The organism is Nonomuraea sp. 3N208, from assembly GCF_052245935.1.
In the GTDB taxonomy this organism is placed as follows: domain Bacteria; phylum Actinomycetota; class Actinomycetes; order Streptosporangiales; family Streptosporangiaceae; genus Nonomuraea.
Genome location: NZ_JBQQBR010000021.1, coordinates 1 through 18,714, shown reverse-complemented (window position 1 = coordinate 18,714; position 18,714 = coordinate 1). Strand labels below are relative to the sequence as shown.

The 18,714-nt window shown below is 69.1% G+C and carries 18 protein-coding genes; 14 read left to right on the top strand and 4 right to left on the bottom strand.

Annotated elements, in window-relative coordinates:
- Nucleotides 1–19: 19 nt before the first annotated feature.
- Complete coding sequence (locus ACTWPT_RS29715) at nt 20–772, top strand: FadR/GntR family transcriptional regulator (RefSeq protein ID WP_443180772.1); 753 nt, start codon at nt 20–22, stop codon at nt 770–772.
- 2 nt (nt 773–774) lie between these two features.
- Nucleotides 775–1,512, top strand: coding sequence for a serine hydrolase domain-containing protein (locus ACTWPT_RS29710; protein ID WP_443180771.1), 738 nt, complete (start codon nt 775–777; stop codon nt 1,510–1,512).
- A 34-nt stretch (nt 1,513–1,546) separates the two neighbouring features.
- Here ACTWPT_RS29710 and ACTWPT_RS29705 read toward each other — a convergent pair whose 3' ends face one another.
- Nucleotides 1,547–2,404 (bottom strand): LuxR C-terminal-related transcriptional regulator, encoded by an 858-nt coding sequence (locus ACTWPT_RS29705; RefSeq protein WP_443180770.1) that lies wholly within the window; start codon nt 2,402–2,404, stop codon nt 1,547–1,549.
- 85 nt (nt 2,405–2,489) lie between these two features.
- On the opposite strand from ACTWPT_RS29705, the gene ACTWPT_RS29700 reads away from it, so the two are divergent.
- The 5 genes from ACTWPT_RS29700 to ACTWPT_RS29680 all read left to right on the top strand — a co-directional run bounded on the left by ACTWPT_RS29700 (nt 2,490) and on the right by ACTWPT_RS29680 (nt 7,796).
- Nucleotides 2,490–4,097 (top strand): AMP-binding protein, encoded by a 1,608-nt coding sequence (locus tag ACTWPT_RS29700; protein WP_443180769.1) that lies wholly within the window; start codon nt 2,490–2,492, stop codon nt 4,095–4,097.
- A 79-nt stretch (nt 4,098–4,176) separates the two neighbouring features.
- On the top strand, nt 4,177–4,374 hold the full coding sequence (locus ACTWPT_RS29695) for a DUF5708 family protein (protein ID WP_443180768.1): 198 nt from the start codon (nt 4,177–4,179) through the stop codon (nt 4,372–4,374).
- Between the two features lie 161 nt (nt 4,375–4,535).
- Nucleotides 4,536–6,053, top strand: a complete 1,518-nt coding sequence (locus ACTWPT_RS29690) for an ABC transporter substrate-binding protein (RefSeq protein ID WP_443180767.1) — start codon at nt 4,536–4,538, stop codon at nt 6,051–6,053.
- Between the two features lies 1 nt (nt 6,054).
- Complete coding sequence (locus tag ACTWPT_RS29685) at nt 6,055–6,969, top strand: ABC transporter permease (RefSeq protein ID WP_443180766.1); 915 nt, start codon at nt 6,055–6,057, stop codon at nt 6,967–6,969.
- Nucleotides 6,966–7,796 carry an ABC transporter permease gene (locus ACTWPT_RS29680; RefSeq protein WP_443180765.1) on the top strand — a complete coding sequence of 277 codons (831 nt, stop codon included), beginning with the start codon at nt 6,966–6,968 and terminating at the stop codon, nt 7,794–7,796. The genes ACTWPT_RS29685 and ACTWPT_RS29680 overlap by 4 nt, the downstream gene beginning before the upstream one ends.
- An 18-nt stretch (nt 7,797–7,814) precedes the next feature.
- Here the strand turns inward: ACTWPT_RS29680 and ACTWPT_RS29675 are convergent, their stop codons facing one another.
- Genes ACTWPT_RS29675 through ACTWPT_RS29665 form a run of 3 tightly spaced genes read right to left on the bottom strand, consistent with a single transcriptional unit; the run spans nt 7,815 to nt 9,902 of the window.
- Nucleotides 7,815–9,086 (bottom strand): cytochrome P450, encoded by a 1,272-nt coding sequence (locus tag ACTWPT_RS29675; RefSeq protein WP_443180764.1) that lies wholly within the window; start codon nt 9,084–9,086, stop codon nt 7,815–7,817.
- 10 nt (nt 9,087–9,096) lie between these two features.
- Nucleotides 9,097–9,288 carry a ferredoxin gene (locus tag ACTWPT_RS29670; protein WP_443180763.1) on the bottom strand — a complete coding sequence of 64 codons (192 nt, stop codon included), beginning with the start codon at nt 9,286–9,288 and terminating at the stop codon, nt 9,097–9,099.
- A complete protein-coding gene (locus tag ACTWPT_RS29665; RefSeq protein WP_443180762.1) occupies nt 9,285–9,902 on the bottom strand; it encodes a TetR family transcriptional regulator in 618 nt (205 codons plus the stop codon). The genes ACTWPT_RS29670 and ACTWPT_RS29665 overlap by 4 nt, the downstream gene beginning before the upstream one ends.
- A gap of 170 nt (nt 9,903–10,072) precedes the next feature.
- Between ACTWPT_RS29665 and ACTWPT_RS29660 the strand changes: the two genes are divergently transcribed.
- From ACTWPT_RS29660 to ACTWPT_RS29630, 7 genes are all read left to right on the top strand, one after another.
- Nucleotides 10,073–11,176, top strand: a complete 1,104-nt coding sequence (locus tag ACTWPT_RS29660) for a TniQ family protein (RefSeq protein WP_443180761.1) — start codon at nt 10,073–10,075, stop codon at nt 11,174–11,176.
- A gap of 190 nt (nt 11,177–11,366) precedes the next feature.
- Nucleotides 11,367–12,128 carry a TnsA-like heteromeric transposase endonuclease subunit gene (locus ACTWPT_RS29655; RefSeq protein WP_443180760.1) on the top strand — a complete coding sequence of 254 codons (762 nt, stop codon included), beginning with the start codon at nt 11,367–11,369 and terminating at the stop codon, nt 12,126–12,128.
- Nucleotides 12,125–14,245, top strand: coding sequence for a hypothetical protein (locus tag ACTWPT_RS29650; RefSeq protein WP_443180759.1), 2,121 nt, complete (start codon nt 12,125–12,127; stop codon nt 14,243–14,245). Before ACTWPT_RS29655 ends, ACTWPT_RS29650 begins: the two co-directional genes overlap by 4 nt.
- A gap of 148 nt (nt 14,246–14,393) precedes the next feature.
- Complete coding sequence (locus tag ACTWPT_RS29645; protein WP_443180927.1) at nt 14,394–15,440, top strand: TniB family NTP-binding protein; 1,047 nt, start codon at nt 14,394–14,396, stop codon at nt 15,438–15,440.
- Complete coding sequence (locus tag ACTWPT_RS29640) at nt 15,437–16,765, top strand: TniQ family protein (protein WP_443180758.1); 1,329 nt, start codon at nt 15,437–15,439, stop codon at nt 16,763–16,765. Before ACTWPT_RS29645 ends, ACTWPT_RS29640 begins: the two co-directional genes overlap by 4 nt.
- Nucleotides 16,766–17,007: 242 nt before the next feature.
- Nucleotides 17,008–17,577, top strand: a complete 570-nt coding sequence (locus ACTWPT_RS29635) for an ArsR/SmtB family transcription factor (protein ID WP_443180757.1) — start codon at nt 17,008–17,010, stop codon at nt 17,575–17,577.
- 518 nt (nt 17,578–18,095) lie between these two features.
- Nucleotides 18,096–18,611 carry a hypothetical protein gene (locus tag ACTWPT_RS29630; protein ID WP_443180756.1) on the top strand — a complete coding sequence of 172 codons (516 nt, stop codon included), beginning with the start codon at nt 18,096–18,098 and terminating at the stop codon, nt 18,609–18,611.
- The last annotated feature ends 103 nt before the right edge of the window (nt 18,612–18,714 follow it).

Genomic DNA, 18,714 nt, shown 5'->3' with positions numbered 1-18,714 from the left:
GGAGAAGGAAGGAATGACCGTGGAGGACTCCGAGGGCAAGGCGCGGCGCCGGGCGGGGACGGCGACCATCTCCCTGGCCGCGCCGCAGCGCGAGAGCGCGGTGGTCGAGATCGCCAGGCAGCTGCTGTCGCAGTTGTTGTCGGGCCATCTCGAGCCGGGCACCCGGCTGCCGTCGGAGCGGCAGCTGTCCGAGACGCTCGGCGTGGGCCGGTCCACGGTCAGGGAGGCGCTGAAGGCGCTGGACGTGCTCGGCATCATCGAGGTCCGCCAAGGGGACGGCACCTACCTGCGGCAGAGCACGTCGAGCCTGCTGCCGAGCGCCATCGAATGGGGCCTGATGCTGGGCCAGCCGCAGGTGCTCGACCTGATCGAGGCACGCAAGCACATCGAGGTGATCATCGCCGAGCTGGCCGCCGAGCGGGCGGGACCGGAGGCCGTCGAGGAGCTGCGGGCGCATCTGGCCGACATGCGGGCGGCGGCCGACAGCACGGCGTTCGTGGAGGCCGACGTGGCCTTCCACCTCACGCTGGCACAGGCGGCCGGCAACTCCGTGCTCAACGACATCCTCGGCAGCATCCGCTCGCTCCTGCGGGTGTGGATCCGGCGGGCCATCCATGAGGCGGGCGGGACGGAGACGACGATCGCCGAGCACGCGGCGGTGCTGGCCGCCATCGAGCAACGCTCCCCGGAGGCGGCCGCCGCGGCGATGCGCGGCCACATGGAGGCGGCGGCCGGCCGGCTGCACCGCTCACTCCACGACGACGAGACCTGAGTATGCGGCGACTGCGCCGGCGCATCGCCGAAGCCGGTTACGGCCGCGACGAACCGCTCGTACTCGGCCTGTGGCAAGGCGACGGCCCGCCCGTCTTCCACGCGCAGGGGCTGACGGCCACCGGCGAGACGCTCACCGCCACGACCCTCGTCTACGCGGCATCCCTGTCCAAACAGATCACCGCCGCCTGCGCGGCGCTGCTCGTCCAGCAGGGCGCTCTTGACCTGGAATCCGCCCTGTCACGCTGGCTGCCCCGGCTCCCCGCATGGGCCGATGCCGTCCGGCTCCGGCACCTTGTCCACCACACCGCGGCCCTGCCCCGTGACACCGAGATCGACGCCCTCTTAGGCGGCGACCGAACCAGCGACGGCGTCATCGGGGCCCTCGCCTGCTTCCCCGCCCTGCAGGGCGAGCCAGGCAGCGAGTACGTCTATTCGAACGCGGGATACGTCTGCCTGGCCGCCGTAGTGGAACGGGCGGCCGATCAGCTCCTTCCCGGCTTCGCGCACCGCCGCCTCTTCGCTCCCCTGGCGATGAACGACACGTGCTACTGGTCCGGCCCCGCCCCTACGCCTCCCGGCGGGGCGCCGCTGGCGGATCGCCATCCCGCGCCGCTCTCCCTGGGTGACGGCGGCGTCTGGAGCACAGCGCGCGACCTGCTCAGAGGGCGTGAGCGTCCTGCTCATCGCCCTGGCCGACGACACCGAACGCCGGGCAGATCTTCTCAGCGGCCTTCTTGACGAGGTGGCGAGCCCGGTCTCGTAGACCGGCCGATCAGGGCAGAAACCCGCAGCGGCGGGCGGCGATGACGGTTTCCGTGCGGGTGTGGGTGCCCAGTTTGCGCATGGCGTTACGCAGATAGCTCTTGACCGTCTCCGGGCGGATGCCGAGCCGACCGGCCGCCTCCGCGTTTCCGCAGCCGACCGCGACCAGGGCCAGCACGTCCAGTTCGCGCGGCGACAGCGGGTTCGGCCGGCCGTCGGCAGGGCGGCCGCCGGGCCGGGCCAGCCGGTCGCACACGTCCGCAAGCCGCGCCCGGATCCCGGCGTCTCCGATCTCCTGCGTGATGGCCCTGAGCTGGGCGTGGGCCTGGCGGACGGCCTCCCACTCCCCCGCGGTCGGCGCCTCGCGGGCGGCTCGGGTGATGGCCGCCGTCTCCAACTCGGCCAGCCTGCGTTCCACCTCGCGGCGCACGGTCAGCTCGAAGCTCACCCGGGCGGCGACCTGGGTCATGACGTCCACCACGCGGTCGCTGATCGACAAGGGCTCGCGGATCCCCCCGTACAGGACGCCGGACACCGTGCCGTGCACCGTGACCGGCACCGCGGCGATCGCCCGCAGCCCCTCGACGGTGACCGGTTTGTCGTACTCGTGGCTGATGCGCGGGTCGGCGGCGTAGTCGTCGACGGCGCCGGGGCGGGCCGTCGTGATCACGCGGCCGCCCAGCCCGTTGCCCGCGCTGACGACCAGGCCGCGGAGCGCGCCGGTCAGGATGCCGCTGAACTCGGTCAGCGTGACGCCGTGCCGCCCGTCCGGCACCAGGCCGCCGAACGCGACGGGCAGCCCCGTCGCCCGGCGCAGCCGTCCGACGGCGGTGTGGAGCGCCTCGGCGGGCACGTGCAGTGCGGCCATGGCACCAGCATGGACGAGCCCGGCTGCGGCAGGCTACCCCCGAACGGGGGTGGCGGCGGGCTCGGTCCCGGGAGATCCTGCGTGCATGGTTGCTGACGCAATGCTCTCGTACGCCTCCGGCGTGTCGGACGTGCCCCTGCTGGGCGAGACGATCGGGGCGAACTTCGAGCGCGCGGTGGCGCGGTTCGGTGACCGCGAGGCGCTGGTGGATGTGGCGGCCGGGCGCCGCTGGACGTACGCCGAGCTGGACGCCGCCGTCAACGAGGTCGCGCTCGGACTAATGGCCTGGGGCGTCGCCAAGGGCGACCGGGTCGGCATCTGGGCGCCCAACTGCGCCGAATGGGTGCTCGTCCAGTACGCCACCGCGAAGATCGGCGCGATCCTGGTCAACGTCAATCCCGCCTACCGCGCCCATGAACTGGCGTACGTCGTACAGCAGTCCGGCATGCGGCTGCTCATCAGCGCGGTCACGCACAAGACCAGCGACTACCGGGCGATGATCGGCGAGATCGGCTTCGCGGACGCGATCCTCATCGGCGAGCACAGCTGGGACGAGCTGGTCGAGAGTGGCCGGCGCGGCGACCCGGCGGCTCTGCGGGCGCGGGCGGCGGAGCTGACGTTCGACGACCCGATCAATATCCAGTACACGTCGGGCACCACCGGCTTCCCCAAAGGCGCCACGCTGTCGCACCACAACATCCTCAACAACGGCTACTTCGTCGGCGAACTCCTCGGCTACACCGAGCGGGACCGGGTGTGCCTGCCGGTGCCGCTGTACCACTGCTTCGGCATGGTCATGGGCAACCTCGGCGCGACCTCGCACGGCTCGTGCATCGTGCTGCCGTCGCCCGGCTTCGACCCGGAGGCGACGTTGCGGGCCGTACAGGAGGAGCGGTGCACGTCCCTGTACGGGGTGCCGACGATGTTCATCGCCGAACTCGCCGTGTCCGGAAATTTCAACCTTTCCACCCTCAGAACCGGCATCATGGCGGGCTCCCCGTGCCCCGTCGAGGTCATGAAGCGTGTGGTCAGCGAAATGAACATGACCGAGGTCGCCATCTGCTACGGCATGACCGAGACCTCACCCGTCTCCACGATGACCCGCGCGGACGACGGCCTGGCGCGCCGCACCGAGACCGTCGGCCGCGTGATGCCGCACATCGAGGTCAAGATCGTGTACCCGGAGACCCGGCTGCCCGTACCGCGGGGTGAGCCCGGCGAGCTGTGCACCCGCGGCTACTCGGTCATGCTCGGCTACTGGGGCCAGCCGGAGGCCACGGCCGAGGCCATCGACGCCGCCCGCTGGATGCGTACCGGCGACCTGGCCGCCATGGACGCCGACGGCTACGTCAGCATCGTCGGCCGCATCAAGGACATGGTGATCCGCGGCGGTGAGAACATCTACCCGCGCGAGATCGAGGAGTTCCTGTACAGCCACCCGGCCATCCACGACGTCCAGGTGATCGGCGTGCCGGACGAGAAGTACGGCGAGGAGCTCATGGCCTGGATCGTCATGCGGCCGGGCGCCGAGCCGCTGACGGCCGAGCAGATCAGGGAGTTCTGCGCGGGACGACTGGCCCACTACAAGATCCCCCGCTTCGTGCACGTGGTTGACTCCTTCCCGATGACGGTCACCGGGAAGATCCGCAAGGTCGAGATGCGCGAGCAGGCCGCCCGCCTCCTCGGCAGCTGAGCGTCACCCGAAAGATGTACAGCGATCTCCTCAACGCGCAGGAAGATCGGCGACCTGGCTCTTCACTAGCGTTTCCGGCATGACCTCCGCGCGTAAAACGCTCCTCACCGGCCTGGCCACCTTCGTCGGCGGCCTGGCGCTCTGGTTGTTCGGCCTCGACGAGGAGATCTTCATCTTCACGCCGTCGAAGATCGGCCTGGTCCTGATGGTCCTCGGCGGAGTGGAGACCCTGTACGGCGTGTACAAGACCGTGCGGAGCGACGCCGAGTCCCGATGACGACCCCCGCCATGGCGACCTTGCCCAAGGCATGCATGTGCGGATCTTCTCAATGCGGCAGTCCGCTTTCCACCAATGATGAAAACCATTATCGTTGCGGAAGGTTAGGTGGCTGAGGGGAGAAAAGGGTGCGGAGACGAGCCGCGATCGTAGTGCCGGCCATGCTGTTAGGGATGGTCCTGGCGGGGTGTGGCGGCTCGCCCGAGACCCCGCAGGACGCCGGCCTGCTGACCTTGGCGGCTCCCCGTGACCTGGTCGCGGGACCGCAGGATCCTTACTTCACGCACCAGACGCTCCGGGTATGGGAGCCGCTGGTGAGCGTGGACGACAGGCTGCGGCCGGTGCCTGCCCTGGCCACCGCGTGGGAGAGCGCGGACGGAGGACGGCGGTGGACGTTCACCTTGCGGGAAGGCGTGCGGTTCAGCGACGGGAGCGCGCTGAACGCCGAGGCGGTGGTGGCCAACGTCCAGCGGTTCCTGCGGATCGCGCCCCGCCAGTCGGCGTTCTTCAGCCTCGACGCCGGGATGGAGGCGGCCTACGGGCAGCTGGAGGAGGTACGCGCTTACGGCGGGCGGGTGACGTTCGAGCTGCGGCGGCCGGTGGCGGATCTGCCGGGGCGGCTGGCCGGGTTCTACAGCATGATCCAGTCGCCGAAGGCGTTCGCCGCCTCCGGGGATTTCGCCGGGAACCCGGTGGGGACCGGGCCGTACACGCTGACGCGGTGGGCCAAGGGGCAGCAGGCGGAGCTGGCGGCCAATCCGCACTACTACGGGGCTGCGCCGGCGTACAAGAAGATCGTGGTCAAGGTGATCCCGGACGCCAACGCGCGGGTCGCCGCGCTGCGCGCCGGCGAGGTCGACGGGCTGATCGACAAGGGGGCGCTGCTGTCCGGGCAGGTCGCGGCCGTCGCCGCCGACAGCCGGTTCCGGGTCGTACGCAGTCCGTCCGTCCTGACGCACTACCTCACGTTCAACGGCTCGCGTGAGCCATTCTCCGACCCGCGGCTCCGGGAGGCGGCGGAGCTGGCCATCGACCGCAGGACGATCGCGGACAAGCTGCTCGCCGGCACGGCCAAGCCGGGCGCCGCGTTCCTGTCGCCGGTCTTCGGCGAGCTGTCCGATCCGACCGTGGCGGCCGCCTACGACCCGGCCAAGGCTCGGGCGCTGGTGGACGCGGCGGGCCGGCCCGCAGCGCAGGGCACGATTTTGATCTCTTCCGCCGAGACCGGGCAGTTCCCCTACACCGACATCGCCGAGGTGCTGCGGGCCGCGTTCGAACAGGCGGGGCTGCCCGCGAAGGTGACCGTGGCCGAGGCGACCAAGGCCGTGATGGAGGCCGGCGACTACGACGTCTTCCTCAGCGCGTACAGCGTGCCGAACGGGGACGCCGACTACCTGTTCCGCCGCTTCCTGCGCTCGGACGCGGCCTGGAACGTCGACCGCAAGCTCGGCTACCGCAGCAAGGAGTTCGACACGCTCGTCGACCAGGCCGCGACCGAGACCGACCAGGCCGGGCGGCGGGACCTGTACCGGCGCCTGCAGCGGCAGCTCGCGGCCGACCGGCCGATGATCCCGCTGGCGTACCAGGACAATCCCGTGGTGACGACCACCGAAGTCGGCGGGGTCGTGCAGAATGCGGCGTATGTCATCGATCTCGGCACGCTGACGCCGTCGAGCTGACGTGCGGTTCCTGCTGCGGCGTGCCACGGAGACGCTGCTCGTGCTGCTGGTGCTGTCGGTGCTGGTCTTCCTCTTGACCTCGCTGGCGCCCGGGGATCCGGCCGAGGAGATCCTGCGCCGCGGCGGGATCCAGCCGACGGCGGCCAGCGTCGCCGCGCTGCGTGCCGAACTAGGCCTCGAGCTGCCTCTCCCGGTCCGGTACGTGCGGTGGTTGTCCGATGTGGTGCGCGGCGACCTCGGGCTGTCCTACGTGGACCGGTCCCCGGTGACGGGCGAGATACTGTCCCGCCTGCCCGCGACGCTGCGGCTGGCGGGCGCGGCGGCGCTCGTCGCGGCCGGGCTGGCCCTGCTCGCCTCGCTCCGGCCGCGAGGGCTGGGCGGCCGGGTCATCACGGCGGTGACGGTGGTGGTCGCGAGCGTGCCACCGTACATCGTCGGGATCCTGCTGATCAGCGTGGTCGCGGTCGGCCTGCGTGCCCTGCCGACCGGGGGCGGCAGCGGGTCCGGCGCCGTGGTGCTGCCCGCGCTGACGCTCGGGCTGGCGGGCGCCGCCACGCTGACCCGGCTGCTGCGCGCCGATCTGGCTCAGGCGCTCGCGTTGCCGTTCGTGCGGCTGGCCGCCGCCAAGGGGCTGAGCGCGCGGCGCGCCGTGACGGTGCACGCGCTGCGGGTGGCCGCGCCGAACGCGATCACGGCCGGGGGCGCGGTGCTGGCCGACCTGGTGGCGGGCGCCGTGGTGGTGGAGACGCTGTTCTCCTGGCCCGGGGTGGGGCAGCTGGCGATCTCGGCGATCCGGCAGCGCGACGTGCCGGTGGTGCAGGCGTACGTGCTGGTCATCGGGGCGGCGACGGTCCTGCTCCTAGCGCTGGCGGACCTGTGCCTGGCGGCGGCCGACCCGCGGGTGCGCCGCCCATGAACAGCTCTGACCCCGCCCGGCGCCTCAGGAGTGCGTCGCCAGGGACGGGCCGCGCGGGGATCGCGATCCTGGCGGCGATCGTGGCGTTCTGCGGCCTCGCGCCGCTCCTGTCCCCCCACGACCCGTACCTGCCCGACCCGGCCCTCGCCCTGCTGCCGCCCAGCACGCGGCACTGGCTCGGCACCGACCAGCTCGGCCGCGACCTGCTCACCAGGACGGCGGCGGCAGGCGTGGTCTCCTTCGTGACCGCGTTCGCCATCACGGCGATCACCACGGCACTCGGCACCCTGGCCGGCGCCGCGGCGGGACTGGCCGGCGGGTTGCCGGAGAGGCTGCTGCGGCACGCGGCCACGGTGGCGCTGGCGCTGCCCGGCCTCACGCTCGCCCTGGCGCTGGCGGGCGTGCTGCCACCCGGCCCGGGCACGATGGTGGCCGCGCTCGTCCCGTTCGGCTGGGTCAACTGCGGCCTCGTCGCCCACACGGCCACCCGGCGCGTGGCCACGTCGGACTTCGTCCTCGCCACCCGCGCCCTGGGCGCCTCCCCGTCCTACCTGCTACGCCGCACCATCGGCCCGCACATCGCCGGGCCGGTGCTCACGGTCGCCACCGCCGACCTCGCGCGTACGCTGATCGCGGCCACCTCGCTGAGCTTCCTCGGCCTCGGCCTGCCTCCACCGGTGACCGACTGGGGCGGCATGGTGACCGACGCCGTGCCGCTGCTGATCGCCGCCCCCCGCCTGGCGATCGCCCCAGCCCTCGCCCTGGCGCTCACCGGCGTGGCCATCACTCTCGTGGTCGACGCCCGCCGGCTCACATCCTCCTCCTGAAGGTGCCCCCGTCAGCGGTCAGCCGACGCGGATCGGAAGGGTACGCGGGCCGCGGACCTGGCCCGCCGCCCAGGTCACCGCCGAAGGATCGGCCAGTGCGAAGGCCGGGATGCGCTCCAGCCAGACCTCCAGCGCGACCCGCAGCTCCATGCGGGCCAGGTGGGAGCCCACGCAGCGGTGGATGCCCAGGCCGAAGGCGGCATGGCGGTTGACCTCGCGGTCGATGACCACCTCGCCCGCCCGGTCGAACTGCGCCGGGTCGCGGTTGGCGGCCGGGAACGACAGCAGCACCCAATCATCGGCCTTCATGTCCACGCCGTTCCAGCTCATGTCCTCCTTGACCAGCCGCGCCATCGTCACAGGCGCGTACACCCGCAGCAGCTCCTCCATCGCCGTCGGCAGCAGCCCCGGCTCGGCGACCAGGCGCTCCCGGTCGTCGGGAGTCTTGGCCAGGTGCCACAACGACGCCCCAATGGCACTCCAGGTCGTGTCGATGCCGGCGATGAGCAGCAACGCCATCGTGCCGGCCACGTGGTCGGGGGCGAGCTTCCTGCCGTACAGCTCAGCGTTGATCAAGTACGTCGTCAGATCGTCGCGCGGGTGGTCCACATGGTCGCGGATCTGGGCCAGGAGGTAGTCGAACAGCTGCCCCATCCGCGCGATGCGTTCCTCGGGCGGCAGGTTGACGCCTTCGAGGGCGTTCTCGATGAACTCGCGGAAGCGCGGCCCGTCCTCAGGCCGGAAGCCCAGCATGTCAGAGATGACCCGCATCGGGATGTGCTGGGCGTAATCGGCGGCGGCGTCGATCACCTCCTGCCCCTCGAGCGCGTCGATGAGCTCGTGGCAGAACGCCCGGGTCGCCGCCTCCCGCTTGGCGACCGCGCTCTTGGTGAACGCCGGCAGCAGCAGCTTGCGCGCGTCGTGGTGGAACGGCGGGTCGGACGAGATCGGCGGCGAGCCGCCGACCGGCGCCAGCTCACGCGGCGGCCGGAAGTTGCTCATGATGATGGACCGCGACGAGAAGCGCTCGGTGTCGTACGCGATGGCCGCGACGTCCTCGTAGCGCGTGGGCAGCCAGCCGCCGCCGAACCGCCCCGTGTGCGCGATCGGGCAGCGCTGCCGCAGGTCGTCCTGGATAGGGTACGGATCGTCCACCCACTCGGGCTCGAGATGCGAGAAGTCCGTCGCCCAGTCCGCGACCGGGCCGGTGATGATCTCATTGCGCGTGCCGAAGGGCTGGTCTCCGCGCGCCTCCCGGAAATCCTGGGTGAAGCGGTCGTCGACGGACATGCCACGCCTCCTAGAGGATCTCGATCGCTCGTTCCGGACAGTTGGCCACGGCCAGGCGTGCCGCCTGCACCTCCTCCGGCGGCACGACGCCTTCGCCGAGCACCTGCCCGTAACCCTCCTCGTCCTCGCCGAACAGGCCGGGGGCGAGGTCGTAGCAGCGGCCGTGTCCCTGGCAACGCTCGGAGTCGATCTTCACTTTCACTGTGGCGCTCCACTCTGTGCTGTGGTGCCGGCAGGGGCGAAGGCGCTGACGACCCGGGTGAGCAACGCGCTCCACTCCCGGTCGTCGACCGCGTGCAGGTCGGGTGTGACGAGCGCGCTGCCCATCGCCAGCAGCGTGCAGAAGTGAACCAGCGCGTTCGCCGACAGCGATGGGTCGAGCTCCCCGTCGTTCTGCGCGATGCGCACGAGCCCGGACAGCCAGTCGGCGCGCTCGCCCATGTAGTCGCGCATCGGCCGCGCGACGTCCTCGTCGCGCCGGGCCGCGACGAGGGCCTCCACGATGAGGTAGCCGCAGGCCTCGCGGCGGCGGGGCAACCATCGGCCGACGACGAGGAGCAGATCGGTGATGGACCGGTCCGGGTCGGCGGCGAACAGGTCGGCGAGCAGCCGGGGCCCGTGAGCGCGCAGCGCCGCCACGATCAGGTCGGCCTTTGAGCCGAAGTGCGCGTACAGGGCACCGTTGCTCACCCCGGCGGCCGCGGCGATGTCGGCCACCCGCGTGCCGTCGTACCCGCGCTCGGCGAACACCTCGGCGGCCGCCCTCAGCAGCCGCTCACGGGTCTCGGCGGCGGTAACGCCTGCGATCCGCCCCATCTTCGAATTAAAAGACCGTTCATTTGATAGGTCAAGAGCACGCGCCACCTCTTCGCCTGTTGTCTGGCCCCCTTGAAGTTGGCAGTACGGCACGGAAGTTGGCAGTGGATCTGGCAGTGAGCCGCGCTAGTTGGCAGTAGCGACGACAGAGTGTTGCGAACTGGAGGGTGATGGCTGTCTGGCCTCGGCGGTTGGCGTTAGTGGTCGCTCCTGTGTCTGGTGAGTCGTTCACGTCTTGGGTTGATCGGATGGCCCTGCGGAACGGATGCCCGCCGTGGACGATCGTCGAGGCGTTAGGGCTGGATGTACGCGCGGTGTCGGGCGATGTCCGCTCGTTGGCCTACGGCATCGTTGCCACTCCGGAGGTGCACCTGGCCATCGCGGCTGCCACAGGGGTGGGCGCCGAAACCGTACGCGAACTGCACCTGGATGTGTTCAACGGCTCCGCTGTGGACCTGGCGGGCGTCCGTGTGGGCGACAAGGAGTCACTCCGCCGGGCGGAGGCTCGTGAGTGGGCGCAGTTCTTCGGCAGCCGGGCTTGCTCGGAGTGCTTGGCAGCCTCGGGGGGAGCGTGGCAGGTGTGGTGGAAGCTGGGCTGGGCCGCGGTCTGTCCGATCCATCGGGTGCTGCTGATGGATCACTGCCCAACCTGTCGCGTACGCATACGACGGGGTGCGGCTGGCCAGCCGCGCGGCCTGTCCCGCACACGGGTACCTGCTCCGTTGCAATGCGGCGCGATCCTTAGCGGGGGCGTTTGTGATCAATCGATCCCGCAGATCAGGCCGAGTGCGGTGAGCAACGAACTCGTCCACGCGCAACGGATGATGCTTGAGGTGGCGACGCGCCGCCGGCCTGCGCTGATCGCGGGCCAAGTGGTGAGCGCCGGGCAGTGGTTCGCGGCGTTGAAAGCGGTTGCGATGCTGGTCCGCTTGGGAATGCCGGACGTTCTGCCTCTGCTCGATGCGATGTCGCCTGATGGCCGGAGGGCAGTGGCCGCAGAAGCCCTGGGGCACCGGTGGAACCGGGCGGGGTCAGCGGGCCGCTTCGGGATGCTTCCGCAGACGGCGCTGGTCGCAGCGGGATTGCTGGCAGTGGCCATAGAAGTGGTCGCCGCGGAGGGGGAGTCGGAGTTGGCAACCCGGCTGAAGTCACTCGCCGCGGCCGCGCGGATCAGGCGGAACGGGCGGCGTCCGGATCCGCTGGCGGAACTGGATCTGCCCTCCGTGTTTGCAGCAGCCCTGGATGCAATGCCTCGGCGCGGTCGCCAGTCGTGAGCGAGGCGGGGAGGAGTGGAATGGCGGTGAATGCCTGTGGTCAATGGGCCTGAATTAACGCGCTATAGCAGGGAAAGCGAGGACGGAGGCGACCACAGGGCACTACCGTGACTTGCATCACAGTAGTCCACCGGGCGTGGCCGACGTGTGGACGGCTACGAGCGGCGCTCCTACGGTTTGTGGAGGCGCAATGAAGCTGGCGGGCGACCTGCAGCTCCGCAGCGTCCAGGTCCGCTACCTGCACCCGGACGGGCAAGAAGAGCGATGTTCGCTGGAAGATGCCGCCGGGTTGGCCTTCGAGAACTGCAGCGCCATCCGGCGGATTCCGCACCGCGCCGATCAGGCGCACACGCCGAGCACGCATTGGTCCTCCACCACGAACCGGATGATCGACTGCGAGTCGTATCTGGAGAGCGTCTGGATGACGTTGCTGGACTTCGACCCCGAGGTGAGCGGCTTCTCCGGCCAGCCCATGCAACTGCTCGGCGTGGACGATCGCGGCACCTGGAAAGCGACCCCGGACCTGTTCGTCCGCCGGTTGGACGGATCGGCGACGGTGATGGAGGTCAAGAACCCCGGCCGACTGGTCGATACGAGGGTGAGGGCGACGGCGGAACGGGTCGCGGCCTGCTGCGCGGTCGCAGGCTGGGGCTATGAATTGGTCGGCGAGCCACCCGAGCGGCAGCGCACGATCAATGTGCTGACGTTGGCGGGATATCGCCGTGAGATGGCGGGCGTGAGCGACTACCGCACGCAACTGATGGCCCTGGCCGGCAAGCCGGTGCCTTTGGGGCAGTTGGTCAGCTTCACCGCCGAACCGCTGGTGGCCCGCGCGGTCGTGTTGCACCTGTGCTGGACCGGCGAGCTGGCTGCGGACCTTTCACGCCCGCTGGAGGACACCACGCTGGTCTGGGCTGCTTCAAAAAGTAGCGACGTCGGAGCGCGACGGTGAGCGCGTCCGGCGAGGCGAGTGGTCGGCGGCTGGCCATGGGCACGTGGGTATGGTTCGAGGACGAGCGTCACCAGGTGGTTGGCCACAGCGGCAGTGAAGTCCACCTGCACTCCGCTGACGGTCAGTGGACGGCCATCTATATCTCGCACCTGATGGCCGCGCCAGGGTTCCGGCTGCTGAGCGAAAGCCCCGTGGAACTGCACTCGTCCAACGTCGATCCCGGGGCGTTGCTGGATGGCCTCGCCGAGGGCAAAGCGGCGATACTGCGTGACCTCGAAGCGCACCTGAACGAGATGTGGAAGGGCTATCGCAGCGGCGACCCAGATCAGGCGGGGCCGAGGGAACCACTCCCGTCCTATGATCCAGCCCTGGTGCCAAGACTGAGCGATCGGCTGGCGGCCAAGGCCGTCGAACTCGGCATGGGAGAGCGGACTCTATGGCGCAAGCTGCAACGTTATCGCGAGGAAAAGCGCAAAGGCTTGATCGACGGGCGCGGCGCCGAGGTTCACGATCCGCTGGCCCGCGCCGATCCGCGAGTGCTGGATGCGATCCTCGCTCAACACAGGGTCGGTGAGCGCGAGGACTCCACCGGCAGCCTGAACCGGTTCCACCGTCGCCTGCAGGATCGGCTAGATCACGAGCACGGGGCCGAGGTGGTGAAGGTCCCCTCGGCCAAGACCGTCGCCCGCTATGTCGAGGTGCTGCTGCCGGGCCAGTACACCTTCGGCCGGGCGACGGCGCGGCGCAGCGAGGCGGTGCGGCCGCAGCGTTCCTACCGGCCGGACCCGGCAGTGCGGCCGGGGCAGGTAGTGATGATCGACGCCACTCCGCTGGACGTGATCGCCTACGACCCGATCGGCGACGTCACGCATGCGGTGCATGTGGTCCTGGCGATCGATGTCGCGACCCGGACGTTGCTGGCCTGGCGGATGACGGTCGGCGACACCCGGGCGGTCGACGTGGTGATGCTGCTCAACGACGCGATCACGCCGGAGCCAATGCGGCCCGGCTGGCAGAAGGCGCTGGCGTTCCGCATGCTGCGCCTGCCCGTCACCCGGCAGGTGGAGTTGGACGAGCGGTTGGAGTTGGCCGCGGCCCGGCCGGTGATCTGGCCCGAGGAAATCCTGGTCGACCACGCCAAGGTCAACTTGTCGGACGCACTGCGCGAGGCCTGCCTGGATCTGGGGATCAACTTGGGTCTGGCCCGCAAGGCGAATCCCACCGACAAGGCCAACGTCGAGCGCGCTTTCGGCATAGTCAATGCCGATTTCGCCAAGCATGTCGCTGGCTACAAGGGCTCCGACACCTCCAGTAGGGGCCGGCTGGTGGAGCACGCGGCCCGGTGGAGCCTGGAAGAGCTCGAGGAGTTCTTCGCCGAGTATGTGGTGGCCGTCTATCAGCGGCGGGTGCATTCGGGGCTGATCGTTCCCGGCTTCCCCGAGCTGGAGATGTCGCCGAACCAGGCATACAGCCTGATGGTGGCCCGCTACGGCTACATCGTCTGCCCGCCAGCCTCGCACCACTACTGCAAGCGGCTCCCAATCGAGTACCGGGTGATCCGCCCCGAGGGAGTGCAACGCGACTACCTCATCTATGACGATCCGATCCTGGGCAACTATCGACGGGCGATCTCGCCGATCCCGGGCAAAGGCAGGAAATGGCCGATCCGCTACCACCCGGGTGACCCCAGCAGGGTGTTCATCTTTCTCGAAGACGCCTGGCACGTGCTGTATTGGACGCATCTGCCGGATCCGACAACGCCGTTCACCTGGCGGATGGTCGAACAAGCCCGGAAGCTGCTGCACGAGGGCGGGTTGCGGGAGCCGAGTCAGCAGGACATCGCCGAGGCCTTGGTGGATCTGCAACGTCGGATGGACGCTCCTGAATCGGCAACCGCGCGCAGCCGTCGCGAGTTGCTCCGGGCCCGCGAGGACGCGCGGGCCATCAAACGCGATCAAGCTCGCGCTCAGTTCCGTGAAGAGGAGCCGCCGCCGCTGAGCTTGGTGCCACCCGTTGAGGAGGAGCCTGCGGAGGCAGCGGTGGTGGACCCTTCCGACCTGGAGGAGTTCGAGATCTGGGATCCCGGCGCACCCTCTCGAGGCCCGGATAGCGCATGAGAAAGCGTGTCGCGCAGCCACGCACCAAGGAGCAGTGGCGCGAGTTCTGCGCTCGCCCGGCACCGACGCGGCCGGAGCAGGTCAGCCGCAGCGAGTATGACAGCTGGCCCGCCGAGCGGCGGACCCCGTTCGATGAGCAGCGCAGAAGCTGCAACACAATCCGCCGTTCATCAAACACCCGCAGGTCTTGCGGGTGCTGGCGGCGCTGAAGCCGAAGCTGGCTCAGGGCCGCTACAGCGAGGACGCCACCTACCACAGCGCGATCATCAACGGGCCCGGGCACTGCGGCAAAACGTCGCTGTTGAAGCTGATCGGCAAGGAGTGCGAGCTGGACTGGCGCCGACGTCATCCCGACCTGGCCCCCGCCCCAGGGATGTCACCTGCCGAGTTCCGCGGCGAATACCTTGGCGACCGGGTGCCGGTGATCTATGTCAGCGCCAGCACCGGCGCCACCGCAGGCATGCTGTCTCAAGCCATCGGCAAGTTCCTGCACGTCCCGAACCCCGGCCGCACGGCGACGAAATGGACACTCACCGACCCGGTGCTGGACGCGATGGAGGCATGCGGCACCGAACTGCTGCTCCTGGACGATCTGCACATGCTGGACAAGATCCGCGATGGCGGGCAGGAGACCAACGACCACATCAAGAACCTGGCCAACCACGCCGCGGTCACCATCATCGGCGCCGGGATCCTGCTGGAGCAGGGCAACCTGTTCTCCGACGGCGCCCCACCCCGCACCCACCCGGGCAAGGCAGGCACCGCCCCTAACGGGCACGAGCGCGGCCGGGCCGGCCAGTTCGGATCCCGCTTCGCCGACCTGCAGCACCTGGCCCCGTTCCCGATCACCACCCGCGAGCAGCAGCGCACCTGGATGTCGCTAGTGCGCCATTTCGAGAGCAACCTGATCCTGCTCGATCACCAGCCCGATGCTCTCACCTTGCGCCACTGGCGCTACCTGCACGAACGCACCTCCGGCTACATCGGCGCGCTGGCCATGCTGTTCAAAGAGGCCGCTCACCTGGCGATGGACACCGGCGTCGAAGCGCTCACCCGCGACATCCTGGACAGCGTGGTCCTCAGCCACAATGACGAGGTCGACTACGCCAAGACGAAAGCCCGCCGCCAGGCAGCCGCTCGGCGCCGCACCAGAAAAGCGCCGCCCGATCCCGGCCAGGACGCGGGCACCGGATGATCCGGCATCACCTCGAACTCGAGGAGCGGCAACCGGACCGCCCGCCGCTGCGGCGGCTGGCCCTGGTGCCGCCGCCGGCCGACGGCGAGGCATTTCACTCCTGGTTCTTCCGCCTGGTCGAGGCGCACCACAGTCACCGCGACACCATCGCGTCCCTGCTCGGCCTGCCTCCCTACACTCCGCAGCGCTACACCCTGGGCGAGGACTTTCTCACCATCTACGACGGCGAGTACGTCTTCGAGAACCTGCGCGACGCCACCGGTCTGCGCGCCCGCGCCATGATGCGCATGGCGCTGATGGGCCAGGGCGGCCAGTTCATCACCTACAGCTGGACCGGCAACACCAGGACTCGGCCCTGGCCCTGGCGCGCCGACACCGCGGCCGTCTGCCCCCGGTGCTTGGCGGGGCCCGACCCGATCTGGCACATCTCGTGGCATCTGCTGCCCTGCGTGGTCTGCCCGATCCACCGCGTCTATCTGATCGGCTGGTGCCCGAGGTGCCACACCCGGATCAGCGTCGGAGACACCCCCCGCTACCGGCGTGAATGCAACGGACCGTTCGGCCCGCAGGGGCGCATCGTCGGCGTCCGCAACTGCCGGCAGCAACTCGCCCAGCTCCCCTCTCAGCCGCTCGGAGACGGGCGGCTGCTGCGCATCCAGCGGGATCTCTTGGCCCGGCTGCGCCGGCCGCGGGACGGTCCCATCGAACCCATCAAGGCGTTTTGGGATCTCTATGAGCTGTTGTTTCGCCTGGCGGTCTATTTCGGCACCCCGGAGATGCTGCCCGCCGACACCGACGTCCACCTGTGGTGGACCTTCCACGAGTTCTGCCACCTACGCGACCAGCTCGCGCTGACCGCCGGATCCGCGGCCCGCGAGCTCTGCGGCGATCTGCTTTATTACCAGCCCGGGCCGCTGCTCAGCGCGGCCGCGATGCTCATCATCGACGAACTCAGCTTCGCCGACACCCTGCTGGACGCTCTGCGCTTCTTCATGGACCAACGCCGCTACGACCCTTGGGCTGGAACCCTCTGGCACGAATTCTGCGACGACAACCATCCCACCGCGGTCACCAACCGGGTCCTCAACCACCTCAAGATCAGATATGTCGACCCGGCGCTGCTCAAACCGCTCGCACTCTGGGAACCCGGCGCGCCCCACCACCTGCACCCGCCCGAGACCGTCGAAGACCTGGACCTGCCCGAGGCTGCGCTGCTTCTGGTCGGCGAAGGACTACGTCCTTGGGCAACTTCTGCGGCTACCCTGCCGTCCCACAAAAGAGCCCAGCTCATAGCACGAGCCAAGCCTCACGCTGCAAACTCATAGTGATCAATGACCACCATTCCCCAGCAACTTGCGTGGCCATCGGCTCAATACGTTGGCGGCGGAATCCGAGGCATTCATAGAGCCTCATCGCTCCGGTGTTACGTGAGTAGACGCCTAGGTTGACCTCTTGAACGGCGGGATCGGCAAAGGCACTGCCGAGCGCGGCTACGCCGCCAACGCGTGGTTTCAAGATCCAGTAGACGTCTTGAGCATTCTCACCTGCTGGTCTTACCGTCTTGGCCATGCGACAGATCGATGACCTGGACGTGCTCAAGGTCTTGACCAGCCGGTTTCGGATGAAGCTCTTCAGCGTCCTCTTCCGGATCGGCCCGGTCACGGTGAGTGAGCTCGCCAGGCGGATGGATGCCGACCCTGGGCAGGTGAGCTATCACCTGCGGCAGATGCAGAAACATGGCTTGATCGAGGACGTGCCGGAGCTCGCCCGGGACAGCCGGGAACGCTGGGTGCGGGCGGCCATGGTCGGGTGGGCAGTGGACACGGACTCCGAAGCCCCGGAAGCCGCAGCCGTGGTGCGGGCGTGGATTTCACAGTGGGTGATTGACCAGTTCGAGCGGCTGCGCGACTCCCAACGCACTCACATGACGCTTCCCGAGGACTGGCGAGGCGCGGGCTTCGGGAGCAGCCGCCACCTACGGCTCACCAAGGATGAGCTCGCGCAGCTCGCCGACCAGCTCAATGCCGTGTTGGAGCCGTGGCGCGAGCTGACCAAGTCGCGTGTCGAATCGAGCGAGACACCGCCGGATACCCGCCCGATCTTTCTCTTCTACCACGCATTCCCCGAAGAACCCTGAGGAGCCTTCCATGCATTTCATGCATGAGGAGTGGGGCCGCGCCTACCTCGCTGAACAGCGAGCCGAGGCAGCACGGTTACGCATGATCCCGCCGCGCTCGCGCCAGCGTGTTCTTCTCCGCCTCCGCGGTCGGTTCGCGGTCACCCTCCGCCGCCTCGCCGATCACCTCGAACCTGCCCGATAGTCCTGAGGTCGCCGGTCGGCCTACTGACGCCCGATGCTTTCGCATGCCCAGCCCGGGGCATCTGACCGTCGCATGCTCCCTGCGCGGGCTGAGGTGAACGATCTTCGGCCGGATACTGCCAACTTCGATGACGCTAGCACCTTATTTCGACGCCCCTCGAAGTGACAGTGCCCAGGTCGGGCGCAGGTCCAACTGTCATCTTCGCTGCGTCCAGACACCTGTGTCTGGCGGCCTTGCAGATGGAAGTGCGTCACGCCAGATGGAAGCGGACATGGCAGTGGGCCATCGGGGTTGGCAGTAGGGGCGGTGTACGGCAGGAGGTTCGGCCCAGGAAATGATGACGATCTGGCCCCGGCGGCTGGCGCTGGTGATGGCACCGGCGTACGGCGAGTCGTTCGCGTCGTGGGTTGATCGGATGGCCCTGCGGAACGGATGTCCACCGTGGACGATGGCCGAGGCGTTAGGGCTGGATGTACGCGCGTCAAGGGACGTCCGTTCACTGGCGTACGGCATCATTGCGACACCGAAGACGTACAGAGCCCTCAGCTTCGCCGGCACCCTGCTGGACGCGCTGCGCTACTTCATGGACCAACGCCGTTACGACCCCTGGGCCGGCACCCTCTGGCACGAATTCTGCGACGACAACCATCCCACCGCGGTCACCAACCGGGTCCTTAACCACCTCAAGATCAGAAACGTCGACCCGGCGCTGCTCAAACCGCTCGCTCTCTGGGAACCAGGCGCGCCCTACCACCTGCACCCGCCCGCGACTGTCGAAGATCTGGACTTGCCCGAGGCCGCGCTGCTGCTGGCCGGTGAAGGCCTAGGGCCTGTCCAGAAAACGGTGTAACTCGATCTTGAATTAGTTCTATCGAGTGGTCGGGGTCAGACGGCCTTCGAAGGTGATGGCGAAGGCGTTCAGAGCGGCTTTCCAGCGGGTGATCCAGCGTTTG